23 protein-coding genes are annotated in these 22,193 nt (G+C 72.0%); 9 read left to right on the top strand and 14 right to left on the bottom strand.

Annotation, left to right across the window (positions count from 1 at the left end; genetic code table 11):
* Nucleotides 1-28 precede the first annotated feature (28 nt).
* Entirely contained in the window at nucleotides 29-259 is a 231-nt protein-coding gene (locus FB454_RS08725) for a VOC family protein (RefSeq protein WP_145822784.1), read from the top strand.
* On the opposite strand, the gene FB454_RS08720 is transcribed toward FB454_RS08725, so the two are convergent.
* Nucleotides 247-645 (bottom strand): nuclear transport factor 2 family protein, encoded by a 399-nt coding sequence (locus tag FB454_RS08720; protein ID WP_145822783.1) that lies wholly within the window; start codon nucleotides 643-645, stop codon nucleotides 247-249. The two genes, FB454_RS08725 and FB454_RS08720, sit on opposite strands and share 13 nt — an antisense overlap.
* A gap of 80 nt (nucleotides 646-725) precedes the next feature.
* Here FB454_RS08720 and FB454_RS08715 point away from each other — a divergent pair, with 80 nt between their 5' ends.
* Entirely contained in the window at nucleotides 726-1,493 is a 768-nt protein-coding gene (locus FB454_RS08715) for a helix-turn-helix domain-containing protein (protein ID WP_013285088.1), read from the top strand.
* A 166-nt stretch (nucleotides 1,494-1,659) separates the two neighbouring features.
* Nucleotides 1,660-2,616 (top strand): LysR family transcriptional regulator, encoded by a 957-nt coding sequence (locus FB454_RS08710; RefSeq protein ID WP_145822782.1) that lies wholly within the window; start codon nucleotides 1,660-1,662, stop codon nucleotides 2,614-2,616.
* On the opposite strand, the gene FB454_RS08705 is transcribed toward FB454_RS08710, so the two are convergent.
* From FB454_RS08705 to FB454_RS08670, 8 genes are read right to left on the bottom strand one after another with little or no spacing between them, the layout of a single operon-like run.
* Nucleotides 2,541-3,776 carry a vWA domain-containing protein gene (locus FB454_RS08705; protein ID WP_013285090.1) on the bottom strand — a complete coding sequence of 412 codons (1,236 nt, stop codon included), beginning with the start codon at nucleotides 3,774-3,776 and terminating at the stop codon, nucleotides 2,541-2,543. The genes FB454_RS08710 and FB454_RS08705 overlap by 76 nt on opposite strands.
* The gene (locus tag FB454_RS08700) at nucleotides 3,773-4,582 is read right to left on the bottom strand and encodes an SRPBCC family protein (RefSeq protein WP_145822781.1); all 810 of its coding nucleotides are present in this window, start codon (nucleotides 4,580-4,582) and stop codon (nucleotides 3,773-3,775) included. Before FB454_RS08700 ends, FB454_RS08705 begins: the two co-directional genes overlap by 4 nt.
* Nucleotides 4,579-5,448, bottom strand: a complete 870-nt coding sequence (locus FB454_RS08695) for an AAA family ATPase (protein WP_145822780.1) — start codon at nucleotides 5,446-5,448, stop codon at nucleotides 4,579-4,581. The genes FB454_RS08700 and FB454_RS08695 overlap by 4 nt, the downstream gene beginning before the upstream one ends.
* Nucleotides 5,445-6,023 (bottom strand): nucleotidyltransferase family protein, encoded by a 579-nt coding sequence (locus tag FB454_RS08690; protein WP_013285093.1) that lies wholly within the window; start codon nucleotides 6,021-6,023, stop codon nucleotides 5,445-5,447. Before FB454_RS08690 ends, FB454_RS08695 begins: the two co-directional genes overlap by 4 nt.
* A 2-nt stretch (nucleotides 6,024-6,025) precedes the next feature.
* Nucleotides 6,026-6,892 (bottom strand): XdhC family protein, encoded by an 867-nt coding sequence (locus tag FB454_RS08685; protein ID WP_013285094.1) that lies wholly within the window; start codon nucleotides 6,890-6,892, stop codon nucleotides 6,026-6,028.
* A 13-nt stretch (nucleotides 6,893-6,905) separates the two neighbouring features.
* Nucleotides 6,906-9,296 (bottom strand): aerobic carbon-monoxide dehydrogenase large subunit, encoded by a 2,391-nt coding sequence (locus FB454_RS08680; RefSeq protein WP_013285095.1) that lies wholly within the window; start codon nucleotides 9,294-9,296, stop codon nucleotides 6,906-6,908.
* The gene (locus tag FB454_RS08675) at nucleotides 9,293-9,841 is read right to left on the bottom strand and encodes a (2Fe-2S)-binding protein (RefSeq protein ID WP_013285096.1); all 549 of its coding nucleotides are present in this window, start codon (nucleotides 9,839-9,841) and stop codon (nucleotides 9,293-9,295) included. Before FB454_RS08675 ends, FB454_RS08680 begins: the two co-directional genes overlap by 4 nt.
* A gap of 2 nt (nucleotides 9,842-9,843) precedes the next feature.
* Nucleotides 9,844-10,716, bottom strand: a complete 873-nt coding sequence (locus tag FB454_RS08670) for an FAD binding domain-containing protein (RefSeq protein WP_013285097.1) — start codon at nucleotides 10,714-10,716, stop codon at nucleotides 9,844-9,846.
* Nucleotides 10,717-10,832: 116 nt separating this feature from the next.
* Between FB454_RS08670 and FB454_RS08665 the strand changes: the two genes are divergently transcribed.
* Entirely contained in the window at nucleotides 10,833-11,906 is a 1,074-nt protein-coding gene (locus tag FB454_RS08665; protein WP_013285098.1) for an XdhC family protein, read from the top strand.
* Nucleotides 11,907-11,926: 20 nt separating this feature from the next.
* Here the strand turns inward: FB454_RS08665 and FB454_RS08660 are convergent, their stop codons facing one another.
* Entirely contained in the window at nucleotides 11,927-13,030 is a 1,104-nt protein-coding gene (locus FB454_RS08660) for an FUSC family protein (protein ID WP_013285099.1), read from the bottom strand.
* Between the two features lie 270 nt (nucleotides 13,031-13,300).
* Between FB454_RS08660 and FB454_RS08655 the strand changes: the two genes are divergently transcribed.
* From FB454_RS08655 to FB454_RS08645, 3 genes are all read left to right on the top strand, one after another.
* Nucleotides 13,301-14,062, top strand: a complete 762-nt coding sequence (locus tag FB454_RS08655; protein ID WP_145822779.1) for an ABC transporter ATP-binding protein — start codon at nucleotides 13,301-13,303, stop codon at nucleotides 14,060-14,062.
* Nucleotides 14,059-16,530 (top strand): ABC transporter permease, encoded by a 2,472-nt coding sequence (locus FB454_RS08650; protein WP_145822778.1) that lies wholly within the window; start codon nucleotides 14,059-14,061, stop codon nucleotides 16,528-16,530. The genes FB454_RS08655 and FB454_RS08650 overlap by 4 nt, the downstream gene beginning before the upstream one ends.
* A gap of 93 nt (nucleotides 16,531-16,623) precedes the next feature.
* The gene (locus tag FB454_RS08645; RefSeq protein WP_013285102.1) at nucleotides 16,624-17,601 is read left to right on the top strand and encodes a phosphotransferase family protein; all 978 of its coding nucleotides are present in this window, start codon (nucleotides 16,624-16,626) and stop codon (nucleotides 17,599-17,601) included.
* 38 nt (nucleotides 17,602-17,639) lie between these two features.
* Here the strand turns inward: FB454_RS08645 and FB454_RS08640 are convergent, their stop codons facing one another.
* Complete coding sequence (locus FB454_RS08640; protein WP_145822777.1) at nucleotides 17,640-18,053, bottom strand: nuclear transport factor 2 family protein; 414 nt, start codon at nucleotides 18,051-18,053, stop codon at nucleotides 17,640-17,642.
* A gap of 96 nt (nucleotides 18,054-18,149) precedes the next feature.
* On the opposite strand from FB454_RS08640, the gene FB454_RS08635 reads away from it, so the two are divergent.
* Nucleotides 18,150-19,004: an aldo/keto reductase gene (locus FB454_RS08635; protein WP_013474614.1), complete on the top strand. Its 855-nt coding sequence runs from the start codon at nucleotides 18,150-18,152 to the stop codon at nucleotides 19,002-19,004.
* A gap of 108 nt (nucleotides 19,005-19,112) precedes the next feature.
* Here FB454_RS08635 and FB454_RS08630 read toward each other — a convergent pair whose 3' ends face one another.
* A complete protein-coding gene (locus FB454_RS08630; protein ID WP_145822776.1) occupies nucleotides 19,113-19,904 on the bottom strand; it encodes a nucleotidyltransferase domain-containing protein in 792 nt (263 codons plus the stop codon).
* A gap of 347 nt (nucleotides 19,905-20,251) precedes the next feature.
* Nucleotides 20,252-20,461, bottom strand: a complete 210-nt coding sequence (locus FB454_RS08620; protein WP_013285106.1) for a hypothetical protein — start codon at nucleotides 20,459-20,461, stop codon at nucleotides 20,252-20,254.
* 115 nt (nucleotides 20,462-20,576) lie between these two features.
* Between FB454_RS08620 and mraY the strand changes: the two genes are divergently transcribed.
* Nucleotides 20,577-21,680, top strand: a complete 1,104-nt coding sequence (gene mraY, locus FB454_RS08615; RefSeq protein ID WP_047890936.1) for a phospho-N-acetylmuramoyl-pentapeptide-transferase — start codon at nucleotides 20,577-20,579, stop codon at nucleotides 21,678-21,680.
* A 17-nt stretch (nucleotides 21,681-21,697) separates the two neighbouring features.
* Here the strand turns inward: mraY and FB454_RS08610 are convergent, their stop codons facing one another.
* Entirely contained in the window at nucleotides 21,698-22,186 is a 489-nt protein-coding gene (locus FB454_RS08610) for a MarR family transcriptional regulator (protein WP_486485403.1), read from the bottom strand.
* Nucleotides 22,187-22,193: the final 7 nt, after the last annotated feature.

The raw sequence follows: 22,193 nt of genomic DNA, 5'->3' as shown, positions 1-22,193 counted from the left end.
CCCGGCGCGTCGCCGATAGGCTCGCGGCATGTGGACCTTCCGCAGTCCCCAGCTGGTTCTCTTCAGCGACGATCTCACTCGGGCAGTCGCCTTCTACAACCGGCTGGGATTCAGGGAGACCTTCCGGGTACCGACCGACGGCGAACCGATTCACGTTGATCTCGTCCTCGACGGATACAAGATCGGGATCGCCTCGGTCGCGTCCACCCGCGAGGACCACGGCTTGGACCCGGTCGCGCAGGTGAGCTACGCATGGTGAGTGCTGACAGGTTTCCACCACGCGAGGTTGGCGGTCACGTGGGCCACCGGCTCGATGATCTCCCACGCCTCGGCGATCAGCCCGTCGTCGATCCGCCAGATGTCGACGACCGCGATCTCCGGTCCTGCGCCGGGAAGCCAGCGCCGCGAGTACATCACGACGTGATCGCCGTCGGCCAGCACCTGATGGATCTCGACCTGCATGTCGGCAAGCGGTACCAGTGCGGCACGGACGGCGGCGAGCCATTCCACTTTGGTCGACGTGGTCGTACCCGGCCTGTGGTGGACGAAGTCATCACTCAGGAACGGGGCGAGCGCATCGACGTCACCCGTCTCGATCAGTCCTGCCAGCGCCCGTCGGACGATGCTCTGGTTCTCCGTGGTCATGGATGCAGTGTTTGCGTGACCGCTTCGATTGTCGATGAACTCGGATTTCATGGCGTCCGACTCGACGATGAGTACGCTCCATGATCGTGCACACGGTCGGGGAACTCTTGCGGCAGTGGCGGCAGCATCGGGGACTCAGCCAACTGGATCTCGCGATCGCTGCGGACGTCTCGGCTCGTCACGTCAGTCTGGTCGAGACCGGTAAGTCCAAGCCGAGCTCCGACATGATCCTTCGACTCGCGGATCAGCTCCACGTGCCGCTGCGTGATCGCAACCGGCTGCTGCTCGCCGGGGGTTTCGCACCTCGGTACGCCGAGAGTCCGCTCGACCACAACGCACTGTCAGCCGTCCACGACGCTGTCCGGAGGGTGCTCCGCGCCCACGAGCCCTACCCGGCGGTGGTCTTCGATCGCCGGTGGAACATCGTGACGACCAACCGCGCTGTCGACCCGTTCTTCGCACAGGTGGCTCCTGACCTGCTGCGACCGCCGGTCAACCTGGTACGGCTGGGACTGGATCCGCGCGGTCTCGCGCGCATGGTCGTCAACCTGGCCGACGTGCGCGCGGTGTTCCGCACCCGGATCTCACGCCAGCTCGCAAATGCTCCCGACCCTGAGCTCACCGCACTCTACGAGGAACTGTTGGCGCCCGAGCCGGAGAACACGTCGAGTCAACGGATCGAAGCGGACGTCGTGATACCGATGATCCTTCGCGTCGGCGGACGAGAGCTGCGGCTGTTCTCGACCATCACCACATTCGGCACCCCGATGGACATCACGATCGACGAAATCGCGATCGAGTCCTACTACCCGGCCGACGCGGAGAGTGCCGCCTACTTCGCGACGTAGCGTACTGTCAGCCGCTTCTGAGTCGCGGGCGCTCACCCCGCGTACCGGCCGGATCGCCCCGAGGTGCGCTGTCCCTGGCGGCGGGGCAATCGGCGGGGAATGATCGGGGTACACCGCGGGCTGCCCGCAGCAGTCCACGGCGCCGCAGAAGGGCGGGTCGACGCCGATGACTCCGACGCAGCTACGGGCCTACGTCGCTGTCGTCCGGCTGGGATCCGTCAAGCAGGCAGCCGCGCAGCTGGAGGTCTCCGAGTCGGCGGTCTCGCTGCTCATCGGCCAGCTACGGCGGGAGTTCGGAGACCAGTTGTTCAGCCGGACGGCGGCGGGGCTGGCCTTCACCCCCGGCGGGCTGCGGCTCGCCAGCCGCGCGGCCGAGATGCTGGGCCTGCAGGACCGTACGGTCCTGGAGGTCAGTTCGGCGGCACACGGCCGCCGGATGCTGCGGGTCGCCGCGTCCAGCGAGTTCGCCGAGTTCGCCGCGCCGAGACTGATCGAGCTGTTCGCCAGACGCGCCGCCGACCTCGACATCGAGCTGAGCGTCTGCGACCCCGGCTCCTTCGAGTCGCTGCTGCTGACCCGGGCCGCGGACATCGCGATGGGGCCGCTGCCGCCGGTGGCCGAACCGGCGATCTCCTGCCGGCCCATGATGAACTACCGGCTCGTGACCGTCGTCGGCCCGGATCATCCGCTGGCCGGTGTGCCGGCGTCACCGGGGCAGTTGCGCGACCAGACCTGGCTGCTCGGGCCTTCGGCCACCAACACGCTGGGCGCTGTCCCGGCGATGCTGCGCCGGCTCGGCGTACCCGAGGAGCGGCAGCAGATCTTCCAGAGCCACGCGGCGGCGTTGGGTGAGGCCCAGCGCGGCCGGGGGATCGCGCCCGCGCTGTCGTTCACCGTCGCGCCGGACGTCCGCGGCGGCCAGCTCGTGGCGTTGTCCGGGCCGCACGCCACGGCCGAGGCGGTGTGGCATTCGCTGGTACTCGTCACCCCCGGCACTCCGTCCGTGGCAGCCGAGCTGTGCCGCTTCGCGTCGACGCCCCGGGCGATTCAGGCGATGATGCGTGGCGTGGGCGTCGCGGTGAACCATTTCCGGCCCTCGGTGCACGTGACGCTCTGGAGTTGACCGGCGGCGTCCAGCAGGTCCCGGAACGTCGCGGCCGGCAGGAGCCGGTCACAGTAGGGCAGGGCCGCGGCCATGCCCGCCACCAGGGGAGCGAAGCCGGGGGCGCCGGCCCGCGGGTTCAGCCAGACGATCCGGTGGGCGCGGCGGCTCAGCCGTGCCATCACGGCGGCGAGCTCGGCCGGCGGGTCGCTGTCCCAGCCGTCCGAGCCGATCAGCACCACCGCCCCGCGAACCGCGTCGCCGTGCGGGGACGCGAGCAGGCCCCGCAGGTTCGTCGCGATGCGCGTACCCCCGAAACGGTCGGTCACGGCGGCGCCCGCGTGCGCGATCGCCGCGGACGCCGACGTGTGCCGCAGCGCGACGGTGAGCCGGGTGAGCGTCGTGGCGAAGGCGAACACCTCCGCGTCGGTGGTCATCGCGAAGGCCCGCAGCAGGTGCAGGTACGCGTGGGCCTGGGCCCGCATCGACTCGCTGACGTCGCACAGCAGCACGACCCGGCGCGGCCGGCGTAGCGGCCGCTCGCGGACGACCTCGACGGGCTCCCACGCGGTGCGTCGGGCGCGGGCGATCGTCGGACGCAGCGCGACCCGCCGCCCGGCCGGGCCTACGGCGTGCCGCCTGGTGCGCCGGGACGGCCAGCGTGCGACCGCCTCGCGCAGGGCCTCGCCGAGCAGTGCGAGCTGGGCGTCGTCGAGGTCCTCGAACGGCCGGTCGGCGAGTCCGGCGAGGGCGCTGGGCCGTCGCTCGGGCAGCCGCACTCCGGCATCGGAGGGCTCCGCCTCGGCGACGGGCGCCGGCAACGTCGCCCACGGCAGCCCACCGCCGTCGCCGGTGGCGTCGGTGTCGGCGGGCACCGGCAGGTGCACGTCGTCGCGAGCGCCCGGCGGGGCCGCCGACCGGGTGAGCGGCAGCGGCGGCGCGTCGGCGAACACAGCGGCGAAGACGCTGTCGAAGGCGGCGAGGTCGGCGTGCCGCCGCACGAAGCTGATCCGGGCGGCCCAGTAGAGCGCGGTCGTCTCCCCGGGTGTGCACACGCCGAGCGCCCGGACGAAGTCACCGGCCTCGGTGAGCCCGGCGGGTACGCCGGCCCGCCGCAACCGGTCGGCGAACGCCGTCGCGAAGGCCGCGCGGTCGACGCCGCGCAGCAGACCGTGCCTCACCGGCGTGCGACCCACCAGGCGATCACCGCACCGACGACGACGATCCCGACGAGCACCGGCACGAGGCGCTTGACGACGGCACCACCGGCGACGCCGAGCAGGTCCAGCGTCTCCGATTCGGCGCTGCTGCCGGCATCCGGTCGACCGGTGGACGCCGAGGCGGCCACGGGGGTGCCGGCCACGGTGGACCCGGGCGGCGTGGCGGACGAGGGCGAGGCGGTGTCGGGCGCTGCCACCTCGGCCGCGAGGGTACGAGCCGCGGAGGCATCGGGGCCGGTCGCGGCGGCGACTGCGGGTGCGGGCTCGGATGCGTCAGGCGCGGTGGCCTCGTGCGGGTCGCCGGCCGTGCTGTCGCCGGTCCTCTCGGCCGCCAGCCTCGCCTCGAGGTTGGCGACGAACTGGGCGAGCAGCTTGCCGGACACCTCTTTGATCATGCCGCTGCCGAACTGGGCCAGCCGCCCGGAGATCTTCAGATCGGTGTCCACGCTGACGACGGTGCGCTGATCGTCCGGCCGCAGTTGGGCGGTGACCAGCGCGGACGCGTTGGCCGCCGACCGCCGGTCGCGGCCCTTCGCGTCGATCACCCCCCGATAGCGACTGTCGTCCTTCTCGACGAAACGTGCGGTGCCGGCGAACTCGGAGACGACCGGACCGACCTTGACCTTCACCGTGCCCTGGTGGACGTCGCCGTCGACGCCGGTCAGCCGGGCGCCCGGCAGGCACGGCGCGATGCCCTCCAGGTCGGTGAGGATCGCCCACGCCCGCGCGATCGGAACGTCGACTGTGAACTCGTTGGTGATCTTCATGCCGGCCTCTCCTGGTGTGCGCCGAGCGCGGCGGCGACGGCGGCGCGGTCGTCGGGGGTCTTGGCGATGGTGCCAATGGTCCGGACGACGTCGTCGGCGGAGAGGTCGGCGGCGCCGAGCACTGACAGCGCGGCGACCCAGTCGATGGCCTCGGCCATGCCGGGTGCCTTGTCCAGGCCGAGGGTGCGTACGTCGCCGACGAAGGCGGTCGCCGTGCGGATCAGCCCTTCGGTGGCGCCCGGCACGGCCCGCCGGACGATCTCGGTGGCGCGGTCCATCTGCGGGAAGTCGATCCAGTGGTACAGGCAGCGGCGGCGCAGTGCGTCGTGCAGGTCGCGGCTGCGGTTGGAGGTGAGCACCACGACCGGCGGCGTGGTCGCGGTGAACGTACCCAGCTCGGGGATGGTGATCCCGGACTCGCCGAGGAACTCGAACAGCAGCGCCTCGAACTCGTCGTCGGCCCGGTCGATCTCGTCGATCAGCAGCACCGGCGGGACCGGCCCCGGGTGGCGTACCGCCCGCAGGATCGGCCGTTCCTGGAGGAACTCCGCGGCGAACAGGTCGGCGTCGGTGAGCGAGGCGTGCCGGGCCTCGGCCAGCCGGATGGCGAGCAACTGCCGCTGGTAGTTCCATTCGTACAGCGCCTCGCCGGGGGTCAGGCCCTCGTAGCACTGCAACCGGATCAGTGTCGTGTCCAGCGCCCGCGCCAGCGCCTTCGCCGCCGCGGTCTTGCCGACGCCGGGCTCACCCTCGAGCAGCAGCGGCTTGCCCAGCTCCAGCGCGAGGAAGACGGCCATCGCCATGCCGTCGTCGGCCAGGTAGTCGACGGCGTCGAGCCGGCGCCGCACGGCCTGCGGATCCTTCACCGCGCCTCGCCCGAGAGCAGCCGCCGGTAGTCCGCGCGGGTGTCCACGTCGATCGGCACCGGCCCGTCCACCGGTATCTCCGTGACCGGGTGCCGGCCGGAGTGCAGCAGCTTCCACACCGCCTTGTCACCGTGCAGGACACGCAGCTCCGGCAGGACGTCACGGGCGAACCAGAACGGGTGCCCCAGGCCGTCGGCGTACCGGCACACCGCGAGCGGGGTGGTCGCCGCCGCGACCCGGCGTACGTCGGCGGCCCGTACGCCGGGCTGGTCGCCGAGCAGGAGCACGAGCCCGTCGGCGCGCGGGTCCACCGCCTGCGACGCGGCGCGGACCGACGATCCACAGCCCGTGCTGAACTCGGCGTTCTCGACGACCTGGACCCCGGTCAGGTCCACCCGCTCGCGGACCAGGTCGGCGGCGCCGCCGAGGGTCACCAGCACCTGGTCGAAGGCACACGAGCGGGCCAGGTCGAGGGTGGCGTCGAGCAGCGTCCGCCCGCGGTACGGCAGCAGTTGTTTGGCCTCGCCGAGGCGCACCGAGGCCCCGGCCGCCAGAACCAGGCCGGTGACGAACACGGCTACGCCGCCACGTGCCGGTCGCGGCAGCCGGGGCAGCAGAACCAGTGGTCGGTGCCGCCGATCCGCACGTGCGGGGTGTCCGGCCCGACCAGGACTGTCATCCCGCACACCGGGTCGACTGCCTGCTGGGGGAGCGCCGCGGGTGGTGCGGGGGAGGAGGCGAGGCCGTCCACCCGGAGTGCCCGCACCACCTCGGCCATGATCGACAGCGCGATCTCCTGCGGTGAGCGCGCCCCGATCTCCAGTCCGGCCGGGGTCCGGACCCGGGCGCGCTCCGCGTCGGACAGCGCCAGTTCGTCGAGCACCGCCGCGCCGCGGGTCCGGCTGGCGACCAGCGCGACGTGCCCCACTCCGGCGTCCAGCGCGGCGCGGACGGCGTCCTGTTCGCCCTTGCCCAGGCCGGCCACCACGACCGCCGTCGCGCCCGAGTGGTCACCGGACGTGGCCACCTCGAAGTCGAGGAAGGCCGCCAGGGTGGCCACCGCCGCGCTGATCGGCGTGTCGCCCACCAGACCCAGCACGGGTACGGGCAGCACCGGGCGCAGGAAGATCTCGAGCGCCCCGCCCGAGTGGCACGGGTTGACCACGACCCGCGCTCCCGGCGTGTCGGGGAAGGCGGGCGCGCCGTCCGGCAGGACCCGCAGCAGCAGCGCCTTGCCGTCCCGGAGGGCGTCCAGGGCGGCCGCCCGCACCGAACTCTCGGCGCACATCCCGCCGACGAAACCGTCGATGGTGCCGTCCGGCAGGATCACCGCGTCGTCGCCGGGCCGGGCCGACGTCGGGTCCTGCGCCCGGACCACTGTGGCGTGCACGAACGGCGCGCGCGAGACGGTCAGATCACGCGCACGGCGGGCGATAGTCGTCATGGGGCCACCTCCCCTAGATCGGCGGGCGGGCGTTGCCGCGCATCGCGTCCCAGACGCGCGACGGCGTCAACGGCATGTCGGCATGCCGTACGCCGAAGGGTTCGAGGGCGTCGACGACCGCGTTGACGATCGCCGGCGGGGAGCCGACGGTGGCCGACTCGCCCACGCCCTTCGCGCCGATCGGGTGGTGCGGGGACGGGGTGACGGTGAAGCCGGTCTCCCAGTCGGGCACCTCGAGCGCGGTGGGGATCAGGTAGTCCATGAGCGACGCGCCGAGGCAGTTGCCGTCCTCGTCGAACGCGATCATCTCCATCAGGGCCATGCCGACTCCGTCGGCCAGACCGCCGTGCACCTGCCCCTCGATGATCATCGGGTTGATCCGGGTGCCGCAGTCGTCGACGGCGATGAACCGCCGCACCTTGACCTGCGCGGTGCCGGGGTCGATGTCCACCACGCAGATGTACGCCCCGTGCGGATACGTCAGGTTCGACGGGTTGTAGCAGATCTGCGCCTCCAACCCGCCCTCGACGCCCTCGGGCAGGTCGCCGGCGCCGTGCGCGCGCATCGCGATGTCCTGGATGGTCACGCTCCTGCCCGGGTCGCCCTTGACCCGGAAGGAACCCTTGTCCCATTCCAGATCGGCGACCGAGACCTCCAGCATGCCGGAGGCGATGATCCGGGCCTTGTCGCGGACCTTGCGGGCGACCAGGGCCGCCGCGGCACCGGAGACGGGTGTGGACCGGCTGCCGTACGTGCCGAGACCGAACGGCGTGTTGTCGGTGTCGCCGTGCACCACGTCGATGTCGTCCGGCGGGATGCCGATCTCCTCGGCGACGATCTGCGCGAACGTCGTCTCGTGTCCCTGGCCCTGGGACTGCACGCTGAGCCGCACCACTGCCTTGCCGGTCGGGTGTACGCGCAGCTCACAGCCGTCGGCCATGCCCAGGCCGAGGATGTCCATGTTCTTGCGCGGGCCGGCGCCGACGGCCTCGGTGAAGAACGCGACGCCGATGCCCATCAACTCGCCCCGGGCCCGCTTCTCCTGCTGCTCGCGCCGCAGGTCGGCGTAGCCGGCCATCTCCATCGCCAGCCGCATGGTCGGCTCGTAGTCGCCGGAGTCGTACACCCAGCCGGTCTTCGTCGTGTACGGGAACTGCTCCGGGCGGATGAAGTTCTTCAGCCGCAACTCGGCCGGGTCCATGCCCAGTTCGTCGGCGAGGCAGTCGACGATCCGCTCGACGAGGTAGACGGCCTCGGTGATGCGGAACGAACAGGCGTACGCCACACCGCCCGGCGCCTTGTTCGTGAAGACCGCCGTCATCTTGCAGTACGCGGCCTCGATGTCGTAGCTGCCGGTGAAGACCCCGAAGAAGCCGGCCGGGTACTTCACCGGCGCGGCGGTGCCGTTGAAGGCGCCGTGGTCGGCGAGGACGTTGGTGCGGATGGCCAGGATCCGGCCGTCACGGGTCGCCGCGATCTCACCACGCATGATGTAGTCGCGGGCGAAGCCGGTGCTGATCAGGTTCTCGAAGCGGTCCTCCATCCACTTCACCGGCTTCCCGGTGACGATCGACGCGACGATCGCGCAGACGTACCCCGGATAGATCGGCACCTTGTTGCCGAAGCCACCGCCGATGTCCGGCGAGATCACCTGGATCTTGTGCTCGGGGATGCCCGCCACCAGGGCGTAGAGGGTGCGATGCGCGTGCGGCGCCTGCGTGGTGGACCAGAGGCGCAGCTTGCCGTCGACGGCGTCGAAGTCGGCGATCGCCCCACAGGTCTCCATCGGCGCGGGGTGCACCCGCGGATAGACCAGGTCCTGGCTCACCACGACGTCCGCGCGGGCGAACACGGCCGCGGTGGCCGCCTCGTCACCGGTCTCCCAGTCGAAGCAGTGGTTGTCGGTCTTGCCGTCGAGATCGTCGCGGATCACCGGGGCGCCCGGTTCGAGCGCGCGGCGGGCGTCGACGACCGGATCGAGGACGTCGTACTCGACGTCGATCAGCTCCAGCGCGTCCCGCGCCGCGTACTTGTCCTCGGCGACGACGAACGCCACCTCCTGGCCCTGGAAGCGCACCTTGTCGGTGGCTAGCACGGCCTGCACGTCGTTGGAGAGCGTCGGCATCCAGGCCAGACCCTGCTCGGCCAGCATCGCCCCGGTCACGACAGCCTTGACGCCGGGTGAGGCCTCGGCGGCGCTCGTGTCGATGCTCAGGATCCGCGCGTGGGCCACCGGCGAGCGGAGGATGGCCAAATGCAGCATGCCGGGCAGCCGGACGTCGTCGACGAACCGGCCCCGGCCGCGTACGAACCGCGGATCCTCCTTCCGCAGCATGCGGCCGTAGCCCACCGGCTTCTGGTCGTTGTCGTGGAAGGTGTCCACGCGCTCGTGCACAGTCGTCATACGACGCTCCCGGCGGGCCGGCCGGCGTTGTCGATCTCGCCGGCTTCGCGTGATTCGGTGGTCTCGGTGACCGCGGCGGCCGCGTTCGCCTCGTGCACGGCGGCCCAGCGCACCGAGCGCACGATGGTGGCGTAGCCCGTGCAGCGGCAGATCTGACCGGAGATCGCTTCGCGGATCTCCGCCTCGGTCGGGTCCGGGTTGCGGTTCAGCAGCGCGCGAGCCGTCATCATCATGCCGGGCGTGCAGAAGCCGCACTGCAGGCCGTGGCACTGGATGAAGCCCTGCTGGACCGGGTCGAGCTCCGCGCCCTTCGCCAGGCCCTCAACGGTACGCACCTGGTGTCCGCCGGCCATCGCGGCCAGCACGGTGCACGACTTCACCGGTTCGCCGTCGAGCCAGACGACGCAGGTGCCGCAGTTGCTGGTGTCGCACCCCGCGTGTGTGCCGGTCAGGCCCAGCACGTCGCGCAGGAAGTGCACAAGCAGCAGGCGGCCCTCGATCTCCCGGGTGACCTCGACGTCGTTGACGGTCATGGTGACCTGCATGCTCAGCTCCTCGCCCGTTCCACGGCCCGGCGCAGGGTCCGTCTGGTCAGCTCGTCGGCCAGGTGCCGCTTGTAGTCCGCGCTGCCCCGCTGGTCGGTGGCCGGATCGCAGCTGCGCGCGGCGATCGCGCCGGCCTGCGCGAAGAGGCCCTCGCCGGGCTCCTGCCCGCGCAGCGCCGCGGAGATCTCCGGGATGCCGGTGGTGTTCGGACCCACAGCGGCCAGCCCGACCCGGGCGTCGGAGATCACGTCGCCGTCGAGCCAGACCGCGGCACCCGCCGAGACCACCGCCCAGTCGCCGGCCCGGCGCTCCACCTTCTCGTAGGCGCTGCCGCAGCCGGGCCGCACCGGCAGCCGGATCTCGACCAGGATCTCCCCGTCGCCGACGGCCGTCTCGTACGGCCCGACGTGGAACTCCTCCATGGACACCACCCGCTCGGCGCCGCCCGGCCCGCGGATCACGCAGCTCGCGTCCAGGGCGGTGCAGACCGCGGACAGGTCTTCCGACGGGTCCGCCTGGCACAGGGAGCCGCCCAGTGTGCCCCGGTTGCGCACCACCGGATCGGCGATCACCCGTTCGGCGTCGGCGAAGATCGGGAAGGCCGCCGTCAGGGTGGCGGACTCGAGCAGTTCCCGATGCCGGGTCAGCGCACCGATGCGTAGCTCGTCCGGGCCCGCCTCGATGTAGCCGAGCTCGTCGTGGAGATCGTTGATGTCGATGAGATAGTCGAAACTGGCCAGCCGCAGCTTCATCATCGGCAGCAGGCTGTGCCCGCCGGCGATCAGCCGGGACGTGCTGCCCAGCCGTTCCATCAGGCTGATGGCATGGTCCACACTGGTTGCTCGTTCGTACTCGAACGGGGCCGGCACCTGCATATCGCACCTCCGGAAGTCGTCAATGTGGTGCCGGTGCCCGCGGAAGTCAACGCCGACCTAAGCAAGTCCTTAGGTCGGCGTTGACGGTGCCGCTGCTGCTCACGGATCGTGCGGCAATGCGAGACATCGTCGACGGCTTGACCGCGTGGCGTGCCGCCGGCGTCCGGTTCGCCGTCGCGACAGTCGTGCGGACCTGGAAGTCGGCGCCCAGACCGCCGGGCGCGGCCATGGCGGTCTGCGCCGACGGTGAGGTCGTCGGCAGCATCTCGGGAGGTTGCGTCGAGGGCGCGGTGTACGAGCTCTGCCAGGAGGCCATACGCACCGGCCAGGCATGCACCGAGACGTACGGTGTCGGCGACGACGACGCCTTCGAGGTGGGGCTGACCTGCGGCGGCACCATCGAGGTCCTGGTCCAGCCGGACGTCGTCCTGACCGAGCCGGACGCGGTGCTCGCCGCGATCCGCGCGGGTGCGCCGGTGGCGACGGCGTCGGCCGGGACGGCCCAGATGGTGGTCTGGCCCGACCGGGTGGCCGGCACCCTCGGCGACGCCGACCTGGACCGTGCGGTGGCGCGGCAGGCCGAGGGCATGCTCGCCCTCGGCACCACCGGAACCGTTCGACTCGGTACGCGCGGGCAGCAGCGGCACGACGAGGTGTCCGTCTTCGTCCAGTCGTACCTGCCGCCACCACGGATGATCGTCTTCGGCGCGATCGACTTCGCCGTCGCGGTGGCCCGGATCGGCCGCTTCCTCGGCTATCACGTCACGGTGTGCGACGCCCGTCCGGTGTTCGCCACCCGCAAGCGGTTCCCCGATGCCGACGACCTCGTCGTCCAGTGGCCGCACACGTACCTGGAGTCGACAGCAGTCGACGAGCGGACGGTGCTCTGCGTCCTCACCCACGACCCGAAGTTCGACGTCCCGCTGCTCGAGGTCGCCCTGCGCACCCCGGCCCGCTACATCGGCGCGATGGGCAGCCGCCGCACCCACGCCGACCGGCTGCGCCGCCTGCGCGAGACGGGTGTGGACGAGGCCGCCCTCGCCCGGCTCTCCTCACCGATCGGACTCGACCTGGGGGCGCGGACGCCGGAGGAGACCGCCGTGGCGATCGCCGCCGAGTTCGTCGCCCTGGCCGCGGGAGGGTCCGGCCGGCGGCTGACGGACCTCGACACCCCGATCCACCACCGCTGAGCGGACCAGCGGCGGACGTGTCACCCCCGGCTCAGGCCGAGCGCCTCGTCCACCCGGTCCAGCACCGCCACGTCGTCGTGGCCGACACCGCGCAGCAAGTCGATCGCTGTCGCCCGGATCTGCCCGACGATCATGGTGACCGGCAGTGGCGGATCGGTCCGCAGCAGGCCCGCGGCGATCCGGACCGCCTCCAGCGCCGCCGCGTCAGCCCGCTGCGCGTGCCGGTCGGCGTCCGCGCCGGTGAGGTCGTGGGCCATGGCCTCACCAGCCGACCGTACGGCGGAGGTCAGCGCGCCGATCGCGGCGGCCAGCTCCGGCGGCGTGGCGGTGTGCCGGCGGGTCAGGGTCACACCGGCCCGGGCCAGCACCCGGATGTTGCGGGCGGCGTAGTCGAGCTGCCGCAGCGTGGCCTCCACCTCGGCGAGCTTGCCCAGGTGCCGGCGGCGCAGTCCCAGCCGCAGCGTCTCACCGGTGGCGAGCACGGCGGCCTGCATCTCGGCGACGCAGTCGTCCACCTGCCGCGCCCGGTCCAGCGCGGCGCGGGCGGCGTCCTCGTCGCAGCCCCGCAGCGCCGCGTTGACCTGGTCGAGCAGGTCGGCCAGGTCGGTGTAGCTGCGCCGGGCCTGGGCCACCAGTGGTGCCAGCGGGTCACGGGCGGCCATCAGCTGGCTGGCGGCAAGCGCCACGGCGCCGCCGATGAGCGCGTCGACGAAGCGGAACGGCATCAGCGTCCCGTTCGGCGCGGAGACCACGACCAGGTACATGGCCGAGACGGTGGCCTGCACGACCAGGGCCCGGCGGGCCCCGATCACCACGAGCGTCGTGGTGGTCAGCAGCAGCACCAGCAGGACCGTCTCGGTGCCCGGGCCCAGCGCGTACACCAGCAGCTCCGCGACGAGCACGGCTGCTGCCACGGCGAACAGGATCTCGACGGTCTGCCGCAGCCGTCGCCCGCGGGACTCGCCGAGCACGACGAGCGCGGCGGTCGGCGCGAAGAACGGGTCCGGGTGCCGGATCACCACCGCCGCCACGATCCACGCGACCACAGCGGCGGCGGTCAGCTCGACCACTGTCATCCCGTCGCCGCGCAACCGCGCGACGGCGTCGCGTACCCAGGTCCGCACCGGTGGTACCCCTCTCGCCGGGCAGGCCGGGACCGGCCGCCGATCGATCTTCCGCGAGGAGGCCCACTACCCCGGCTGTGACCTGCTCAATCGCTCGGGCGGCGGGCGGCAGGTGGAACGGACGACGTGCCGGCCGGCGAGCGCCCGGGCCGGTGGTAGCGCCTGCTGTACCCGGATCGGGCAGCCCGCTGGATGGTCGCCGTTCCTCCAGGTCAATAGCGTTTCTGGTGCGCGCAGTTCCTGCCGATGACACGGAGAGAGGCCACCAGAATGCCGGACCATCCGGGACGCACCATCGAACCGGCGGTACGTGTCGAACAACTCACCCGCGTGTACGGCACCGGCCGCAACCAGGTGACCGCGCTCGCGGGCGTCGATGTCGGCTTCGGCCGGGGGACCTTCACCGCGGTGATGGGCCCCTCGGGCTCCGGCAAGAGCACGCTGTTGCAGATCGCGGCCGGGCTCGACCGCCCCACGAGCGGTCGGGTGATCCTCGGCGGCACCGACCTGTCCGGGCTGTCCGAGACGCGCCTGACCGAGCTGCGTCGTACCCGGATCGGGTTCGTCTTCCAGGCGTTCAACCTGATCGGCGCGCTCACCGTCGAGGAGAACATCGTGCTGCCCCTGCGTCTGGCCGGCGTCCGCCCGGACCGGGCCTGGCTGACCCACGTGGTCGAGCGGGTCGGCCTCGCCGACCGGCTGCACCACCGGCCGGCGGCGCTGTCCGGCGGCCAGCAGCAGCGGGTGGCGATCGCCCGTGCGCTGGCCACCCGCCCCGAGGTGATCTTCTCGGACGAGCCCACCGGCGCCCTCGACTCGCGGACCGCGGCGGAGGTGCTGACGCTGTTGCGCGCGGTCGTGGACGAGCACGGGCAGACGGTGGTGATGGTGACTCACGACCCGATCGCCGCGTCGTACGCGGATCGGGTGCTCGTGCTGGCCGACGGTGCGATGGTCGCCGACCTCCCGCAGCTCGGAGCCGTCCGTATCGCCGAGCACCTGGCCTCGCTGGACGGGCGGGTCCTCCGATGACCGGCCTCGCCGCCCGCCTGCTGCGGCACCGCACCGGCCCCGCCGCCGCGACCCTGCTGGCCCTGATCGCCGGCGTGCTGATCCTGGTGGCGATGGGCACGCTCGTCGAGTCAGGGCTGCGGTTCCGCCCGGAGCCGCGGCTCTGGGCGAGCGCCGACGTGGTCGTCGCCAACCGCACGATCAGCCACACGTTCCGCGAGTTCGACGGTGACACCACCACGAGCACCGTGACGCTGCCCGAGGGCGGCACCGTGGACGCCGACCTCGTGGACCGGATCCGCCGGGTGCCGGGCGTCACGGCAGTCACCGGCGACCACGCGGTGCTGATCGGCTCACCCGCGGCCGTGGGACACGGCTGGGACACCTACGCCTTCACCGGCCGTTCCCTCGCCGCCGGTGCCGCGCCCCGGAACGACGACGAGGTGGTGGCCGACACCCGGCTCGGCGTGACGCCCGGCGACCGCATCGCGCTGGTCGTCGGCGGGATCAGCCGGTCGTACCGGGTGAGCGGAACCGCCGAGACCGGTTCGGCGGCGGTGTTCTTCACCGACGCGCAGGCCGCCCGCTTGTCCGCGCACCCGGGCCGGGTGGACGCGATCGGCGTACGGACGGCGCCCGGCGCCGACCTCGGCGCGGTGCGGGAGATCGCGTCGGCGGCCGGTGCCACGGCGTACGCCGGAAAGGACCGCGGGAAGGCCGAGCAGCCGGAGAACCGGGCCGCACAGAGGTTGCTGGTCGAGGCCGGGTCGGCCTTCGGGGGGTACGTCGTCCTGCTGATCGTGTTCGTGGTGGCCGGCACCATCGGGCTGTCCGTCCGGCACCGTCGGCGTGACCTGGCGTTGTTGCGCGCGGTCGCCGCCACGCCGGGGCAGGTGCGCCGCATGCTGGTCGCCGAGGCCACGCTGCTCGCCCTGGCCGGCTCCGCGATCGGCGGCCCGGCCGGCCTGCTGGCGGCCCGCTGGGTGCACGGCGAACTGGTCGGGCGGGGGTTCGTGCCGGCCGGCTTCCCGATGGTGGGCGGTCTGTTCGCGGTGCCCGCCGCCATCGGTACGGCGGTCCTCGTGGCGGTGGTCGCCGCGCTGATCGCCGCACGCCGGGTCACCGCCATCAAACCGATCGAGGCGCTCGGCGAGATCGCTGTCGAACCCCGGCGCAGCGGCCCGGTACGGCTGATCGCCGGCGTGCTGACGCTGATGGCGGCCGGCAGCTCCGGGGCGTTCACGCTCGGCGCCGCCGGGTCGGCCGGGGCGCTGGCCGGCGCGGTCGGCATGCTCTACCTGTTCGTCATCGCGGTGGCGCTGCTCGCACCGATGATCAACGCGTACGCGGCACGCCTGCTCACCCCGGTGCTGCCGCGGATCTGGCGGGCCGGCGGATACCTGGCTGCGGCCAACCTGCGGGCCAACGCGCAGGGCATGGCGACGGTCCTGACCGCCCTCGTGCTGTCCGTCGGGTTCGGCGGTTCGGTCTGGTTCCTGCAGAACAACCTGGAACGGCAGACCACCACGCAGAGCAGCGCGGGAACACTCGCCGAGCGGGTGCTCGTCGCTCCGGGTGGACTGCCCGCGGACGCGGCGGGGGAGATCCGCGAGCTGGACGGGGTGCAGGCGGCCACCGGGGTACGCCGCACCCAGGTCGTGGTGCGGGCGCTCGGCGGCATCGAGCCGGTCGGCGCGCAGTCCGTCGACCCGGCGGGCGTCACGTCGACGATGGACCTCGCCGTGCGCAAGGGCACCCTGGCAGACCTGCGCGCCGGCACCGTCGCCCTGTCCACGACGCAGGCGTCCTCGTCCGGCTGGGACGTCGGCGACAAGGCGGAACTCTGGCTGGGCGACGGCACCCCTGTCACGTTGGACGTCGTCGCGATCTACGACCGTGGCCTCGGCTTCGGCGACGTCACCCTGGCTGCCGGGACGGTCGCCGGGCACACGGCGGGGAACACCGTCGACGAGGTCCTGGTCCGCGGCGGCCCGGACGCCGGCACCGCGTTGGCTGCGTGGGCGGCGGCGCGGCCCGGCGCCGAGGTTCTCGACGCCACCACCCGCACGCGCCTGCTCGGCACCGATCTGGCGCTCGGCGCCTGGCTGAACCGGCTGCTGATCGGCGTGATGGTCGGGTACGCGGCGCTGGCGGCGGCCACCACGATGGTGATGGCGGCGCTGGCCCGCCGCCGCGAGCTGGCGCTGCTGCAACTGGTCGGGGTCACCCGCCGTCAGATCCGCGGGATGGTACGGGCCGAACAGGCCGGGCTGCTCGGCACGGCGGTGCTGATCGGCGCGACGATCGCGGTGCTGACGCTGAGCGCGATCGTCAACGGACTGACCGGCAGCCCGATCCCGTACGTGCCGCCGCTCGGGTGGGCGGCGGTGCTCGGCGGTACGGCACTGCTGGCGTCGGTGAGCACGGTGTGGCCCGTCCGGCGGCTGCTCAGCGCTCCGCCGATCGACAACATCGGCCTGAAGGAGTAGGACCGGCGGCGGGGCGGGTCCGGTGCGTCAACCCGGTTGTGCGCCGGTGCCCGGCCTGGCAGCCTGGCCGCTTCGGTCCGACGAGAGGCGGCCATGACGAGGACATTCCTGCAACCGGATGACCTGCACGACCTGGTGTCGGACCAGTTCGGCTCGGACCGGCGGCTCGCTGCCCTGGACCGGCTGACGGGCGGCACCAAGAAGGGCGTCTACCGGCTTCGGCTGGACGACCGGACAACCGTGATGCTGTACGTGTGGGCCGCGAGCGAGAACTACTGGCCGCCGTCACCGGCGGTCCCGGACGACCCGTTCACGGATGCGTCGGGCGCGGATCTCTTCGCCGCCGCCCACGCGGCGCTCACCGGGGCAGGAGTGCGTGTCCCGCATCTGTTGATGATCGACCGGGACGGCCGTCACCTCGACGCCGACATCGCGCTTGTCGAGGACGCGGGCGCGCTGCGGCTGGAGGCGTTGGTGGAACACGATCCGGCCGCTGCCGTCACGCCGCTGTCCGCGCTCGGTGACGCCCTGCGCCGCATGCACACGGCCTTCGGGCCGCACTTCGGAAAGGTCGCGGCCATCGCCCGAGGTGAGGCATCACAGACGCGACGCACCGAGGACGTGATCGTCGACCGCGCGCTCGGCCACCTCGACGCGGCAGCGGCCCGCGACGCCCGGCTGGCCGATGCCCACCACCGGGTCGGCGCCCACGTACGCCACCTCAGGAGCGCGGTCACCCCACGCGAGGAGTACGGGCTGGTGCACGGCGAACTCGGCCCGGATCACGTGCTCGTCACACCGGCCGGTGAGGCCGTCATGATCGATTTTGAGGGGCTGACGTACTTCGACGTCGAATGGGACCACGCCTGGCTGCAAATGCGTTTCGGCGAGACATACCCGGCGCTGCGCCCGGTCGCTCTCGACCCCCACCGGCTGGCGCTCTACCGATACGCGCAGACGTTGTCCTTGATCGAAGGGCCACTGCGGATCGCGGACACCGACTTTCCGGATCGGAAGTGGATGCTGGACCTGGCCGAGTGGAACATCACCAAGGCGCTCGCCGCGATCTGACGGCAGCCCGGCACCACGGGACCGTGCGCGAGGGTGTCTCAGTCGGCCGGACCGACGTGTGCCGCGAGCAGGCGCCACCCCTCGTCCTCGTCGAGGATCCATGTGCGCGTGTAGCGGACCCGGGCGACGAACGGCTCGCCGGCAAGGGTGCCTTCCAGCGTGCCGAGGAACCACGTCACCCCGGTGCCGCCGACGGCGAGCACGGCCAGGTCCTCCTCGTCGACCCGGGTCATCGTCTGCTGGCCGGATCGGTGCGCGTGCAGGTCGTCCTGCTTGGAGTAGAGACGGCCGTCAGGCCCGGTGAACACGAGGCGGTCGTCGATCAGCCGATCCAACTCCGCGACGTCGGAGGACAGCTGGGCACGCTGAAGACGCCGTTCAGCGGCGCGTAAGCCCTCGACCCCGGCGAGATCCGCGCCGCCGTTCCCCGTGGGAAGATCATCGTCGTTCACTGTAGATAACCTAACAGCGATCTCCGGGAACCGGTATCGGGCGGATGACCGCCTGTGCAGGTCAGCGGGGATGGCTAGGTTCGCCCGGTGCCCAACATGATTACTGCGGCGTCCGCAGGCACCTGGACGCTCGGCGACCTGACCGTCAACCGGATCGGATTCGGCGCGATGCGCCTGACCGGCAACCGCGGTGTGGCGAGCGACCGCGAACGCGTCATCGGCGTGCTGCGCCGGGCGGTCGAGCTCGGCGTCAACCACATCGACACGGCGGCGTTCTACTTCTCGCCACTGCGGTCGGCCAACGAGCTGATCAACACGGCGCTCTCGCCGTACGCCGGCGAACTGGTCATCACCACGAAGGTCGGGCCGGGCCGCGACCCCTCCGGCGAGTGGCTGCCGCTGGCCCGGCCCGACCAACTGCGCGGACAGGTCGAGGAGAACCTGCGCCAGCTGGGCCGTGACCACCTGGACGTCGTCAACCTGCGCCAGAACGGGCTGGAGTCGGTCGCGGAGCACTTCGGCGCGCTGGCCGACCTGCGGGACGCCGGGCTCATCCGGCATCTCGGCCTGTCGAACATCCGTCCGCAGCACCTCGCGCAGGCACAGGCGATCGCCCCGGTGGTCTGCGTGCAGAACCCGTACGGCGTCGACACCCGACGTGTGCACGACCAGCTCGTGCGCACCTGCGGGGAGCAGGGCGTCGCCTTCGTGCCGTTCTTCGCGATCGCCGGCGACGGACGTGAGGCAGGTGGCGTGGCCGGCAACGAGGCGGTGGCGGCCGTCGCCCGGGCGCACGGGGCGACGCCGGCGCAGGTGCGCATCGCGTGGACCCTCAGCCGCGGGCCGCACATGCTGGCCATCCCCGGTACGGGCGACCCCGACCATCTGGTCGAGAACCTGGCCGCCGGGGCGCTGCGCCTGTCCCCCGAGGAACTGGCCCGGCTCGACTAGCGGCGCCCTGCCACGAGTCCACGACCCTCGACGGAAGGTCTCACCTTTGCCGGCAGCGGTTACGTCGGCGTTCCTGGCCGGGATGGCCCTGATCGCCGTGGAGGCCGTCTAGCCCGCCTGCTTCGTCGCGGCGTCGCAGTCCAGCTCGCGCCACTGCCCACCATCGGTCGGGGCCAGGATGGCGGCGCTGAGTTCGGTCACGAATGCCCGGACCTCGTCGAACCGGCCGGGATCGGTGTCGTGGCCGGAGTCGTACCACCAGTCGCGTGCCCAGGCGATGAGGTCCGCCCATCGAGGGCAGGCGGTGATGGTCTGCTCGGCGGCCTGCCGCTTGGACAGTTGCCGGCCATGGCGCAGGCGCTGGAAGGCCCGGCAGAGCGTGAGCACCGCGTACGACTGGGCTCCAGGTGGGGTCATCTCGAGCACCCAGGCCGGCCAGTCGCGGACGTGGTCCAGCAGAGCCGCGCTGACCAGGCCGGGGTCGGCGGCGGGGAGCAGCTCACCGGCCGGCGGTCCCAGCAGCGTACGGCCGTGGTCGTGCACGGCGGCCCAGGTCACGACGCGGTGGGTGGTGGCGGGCAGCAGGTGCAACGACTCGCCGGGACTGATCCGGGCGATCACGTGATCCCGGCCGGGATCGGCGCGCACCGCGTCCAGTGACACGTACTCCACCTCGATCCGGCCGGCCCACTGCGGGTGCCGCCGGTCGAGGTCGGAATGCAGTTCGGCGAGTACGTCGAGGAGCTTCTCGTCCGGATCGTCGGTGAGCACCGCGAGCAGGTCGAGGTCGCTGCGGTTCACGGCGAAGTCGCCTGCCACCAGCGAGCCGTGCAGGTACAGGCCCAGGAGCCTGCCGGCCAGCGCCCGGCGCCACGCCTCGCGGAGATCGGAGAGAACCATGTCAGGTGGACCACCAGGTGATCCTGTACCGCGGCCCGCCTGGCCGCCATCGAGTAAGTCGACCCGTCCACGCCGGCAGTACGCCGAGGCTCGGCTGACCCCGGCATCAACCACCTCGGACGGCACGCTTCTGCCATGGCAGTCATCGAGATGGACAGCCTCGTCAAGCGCTACGGCGAGCACACCGCTGTGGACAGCGTCAGCTTCGCCGTCGAGCAGGGCGAGATCGTCGGCATCGACCCGCAACGCGACAACGGGAAGCTGCGAGCTGCTCGGCGCGCAGTTCCGGCGGCTCTCCGGCGGGCAGAAGCAGCGGCTGTACGCGCAACCGCATGCGCCGGTCGCGCCTACGTGCTCGGCGGGTTGCGGTGCCGCTCCGCGAGACCCGATGTGGCCTGCCGCTGCGCGTCGTGCCGGTGCTGGTCGGCGGCGGCCCGGCGGACCGCAGCCGAGTCCTCGTCCGACGGGCGCCTCGACCGGTCGCGCCGGGCGACGAAGACGACGAGCGCGAGCAACACCACCGCGGCCACCGCGAGCGACACCACAATCGTTCTCATGCCGTCGACGCTACGGCGTGCAGGCCAGCTTCGGCGTGGTGAAGCTCAGGGGCTGCTCCGTCCGCCTCCGGATGGCAAGCTCACGTGTCGTGATCGATGACTTTGTGGGCCGTCCGTGAGGGCGGTCATCGTCGCGGCCGCTGTCGCGTTCGTGATCTCCCTGTTCGGCACGCCGGTGGCGATTCGCGTCTTCAGCGCGCTGAAGGCCGGTCAGCCGATCCGGTCGATCGGGCTCGCCAGCAACGAGGGAAAGAAGGGTACGCCCACGATGGGCGGCGTCGTCTTCATCGTGGCGACGGTCCTCGCGTACGTCGCCGGGCATCTCGCCCTGACCACCCTGCCCGAACGGCAGATCGCGCAGGAGGGGCCCACCATGACGGCCCTGGTGCTGCTCGGGTTGTTCGTCTTCTGCGGCGCCGTCGGATTCTTCGACGACTTCCTCAAGGTGCGCCGGCGCAACTCCGACGGGCTGTCCGCCAAGGGCAAGCTGCTCGGCCAGGCGCTCGTCGGCGGCGGGTTCGGCGTGGCCGCGCTGTACGTGCCCAGCACCAACGGCCAGACCGTGGCCAGCGAGCACATCTCGCTCATCCGCGACATCAGCTGGCTGGACGTCGGCAAGGTCGGCGCGGTCATGGTCTTCATCTTCGTGATCACGGCGATGTCCAACGGTGTGAACCTCACCGACGGCCTCGACGGCCTGGCCACCGGCGCGTCGATCCTGGTGCTCGGCGCGTACTCGCTGATCGGCTTCTGGCAGTACCGGCACTGGTGCGCCGACGACGGGTACGCCCGCGTGAACGAGTACTGCTACCAGGTCCGCGATCCGCTGGAGATCGCCATGATCGCGGCAGCCGCGGCCGGTGCCTGTGTGGGGTTCCTGTGGTGGAACACGTCCCCGGCCCGGATCTTCATGGGTGACGTGGGCGCGCTCGGGCTGGGTGGCCTGATCGGCGGGCTGGCGGTGGTGACCCGTACGACGCTGCTCTCGATCCTGATCGGTGGGCTCTTCGTCATCATCACCACGACCTGGGTGATCCAGATCGTCTCGTTCCGGACCACCGGCAAGCGGGTCTTCCGGATGGTGCCGTTGCACCACCACTTCGAGCTGGCCGGCTGGAGCGAGTCCACCATCGTGGTCCGCTTCTGGATCGTGGCCGGTGTCTGCGTCGCGGCCGGCCTGGGCCTGTTCTACTCGGACTTCCTGGCGGCCGTGGGATAGCGACAGGAGACGCCGGTTCAGGTGGACCGCTGGGCGGTGTCGCCGTCGCGGAGGTGGTCCAACTCGGCGAGGTACATCGCCTGGAGGCGGTCGTGGTGCCGGACCAGCAGCCTGACCTCCTCGGCGCTGTAGCCCTCGACGAGCCGTTCCGCCCGCTCGGCGAAACGCTCGTACGGCCGCTCCAGGTCGGCGATCCGCTCCGGCCGCATGGTGACGACGACCCGCCGCCGGTCTGCCGGGTCGCGCTCGGTCGTCACGTAGCCGGCCTGCTGGAGCCGGCGGAGCATGCTGGTGACCGCACCGGTGGTGAGGTTGGTCCGCTCGGCGATCTGCCCCGCGGTGGCGGAGCCGATGTCCGCCAGGTAGTCGAGGCACTCCAGGTCGCTCACGGCGAGGCCCAGCCGCTCCGCGATGGCGTACCGGAACACCATGGACAGCCGCGACGTCTCCCGCCCGGCGCGCATGAGGTCGGCGATCGCGGAGGCGCGGGCCGGATCGTGGGACACGCGGGCA

The sequence above is a fragment of the Micromonospora sp. CNZ297 genome (assembly GCF_007827625.1).
The sequence above is the reverse complement of the archived record's forward strand: the minus strand, read 5'-3'. Positions and strand labels throughout refer to the sequence as shown.

What these genes read in the sequence shown, in the direction of transcription:
- FB454_RS08725 (WP_145822784.1), top strand. Translation starts at nt 29, where the DNA reads ATGTGGACCTTCCGCAGTCCCCAGCTGGTTCTCTTCAGCGACGATCTC.
- FB454_RS08720 (WP_145822783.1), bottom strand. Translation starts at nt 645, where the DNA reads ATGACCACGGAGAACCAGAGCATCGTCCGACGGGCGCTGGCAGGACTG.
- FB454_RS08715 (WP_013285088.1), top strand. Translation starts at nt 726, where the DNA reads ATGATCGTGCACACGGTCGGGGAACTCTTGCGGCAGTGGCGGCAGCAT.
- FB454_RS08710 (WP_145822782.1), top strand. Translation starts at nt 1,660, where the DNA reads ATGACTCCGACGCAGCTACGGGCCTACGTCGCTGTCGTCCGGCTGGGA.
- FB454_RS08700 (WP_145822781.1), bottom strand. Translation starts at nt 4,582, where the DNA reads ATGAAGATCACCAACGAGTTCACAGTCGACGTTCCGATCGCGCGGGCG.
- FB454_RS08685 (WP_013285094.1), bottom strand. Translation starts at nt 6,892, where the DNA reads ATGACGACTATCGCCCGCCGTGCGCGTGATCTGACCGTCTCGCGCGCG.
- FB454_RS08680 (WP_013285095.1), bottom strand. Translation starts at nt 9,296, where the DNA reads ATGACGACTGTGCACGAGCGCGTGGACACCTTCCACGACAACGACCAG.
- FB454_RS08675 (WP_013285096.1), bottom strand. Translation starts at nt 9,841, where the DNA reads ATGCAGGTCACCATGACCGTCAACGACGTCGAGGTCACCCGGGAGATC.
- FB454_RS08670 (WP_013285097.1), bottom strand. Translation starts at nt 10,716, where the DNA reads ATGCAGGTGCCGGCCCCGTTCGAGTACGAACGAGCAACCAGTGTGGAC.
- FB454_RS08665 (WP_013285098.1), top strand. Translation starts at nt 10,833, where the DNA reads ATGCGAGACATCGTCGACGGCTTGACCGCGTGGCGTGCCGCCGGCGTC.
- FB454_RS08655 (WP_145822779.1), top strand. Translation starts at nt 13,301, where the DNA reads ATGCCGGACCATCCGGGACGCACCATCGAACCGGCGGTACGTGTCGAA.
- FB454_RS08650 (WP_145822778.1), top strand. Translation starts at nt 14,059, where the DNA reads ATGACCGGCCTCGCCGCCCGCCTGCTGCGGCACCGCACCGGCCCCGCC.
- FB454_RS08645 (WP_013285102.1), top strand. Translation starts at nt 16,624, where the DNA reads ATGACGAGGACATTCCTGCAACCGGATGACCTGCACGACCTGGTGTCG.
- FB454_RS08635 (WP_013474614.1), top strand. Translation starts at nt 18,150, where the DNA reads ATGATTACTGCGGCGTCCGCAGGCACCTGGACGCTCGGCGACCTGACC.
- FB454_RS08630 (WP_145822776.1), bottom strand. Translation starts at nt 19,904, where the DNA reads ATGGTTCTCTCCGATCTCCGCGAGGCGTGGCGCCGGGCGCTGGCCGGC.
- FB454_RS08620 (WP_013285106.1), bottom strand. Translation starts at nt 20,461, where the DNA reads ATGAGAACGATTGTGGTGTCGCTCGCGGTGGCCGCGGTGGTGTTGCTC.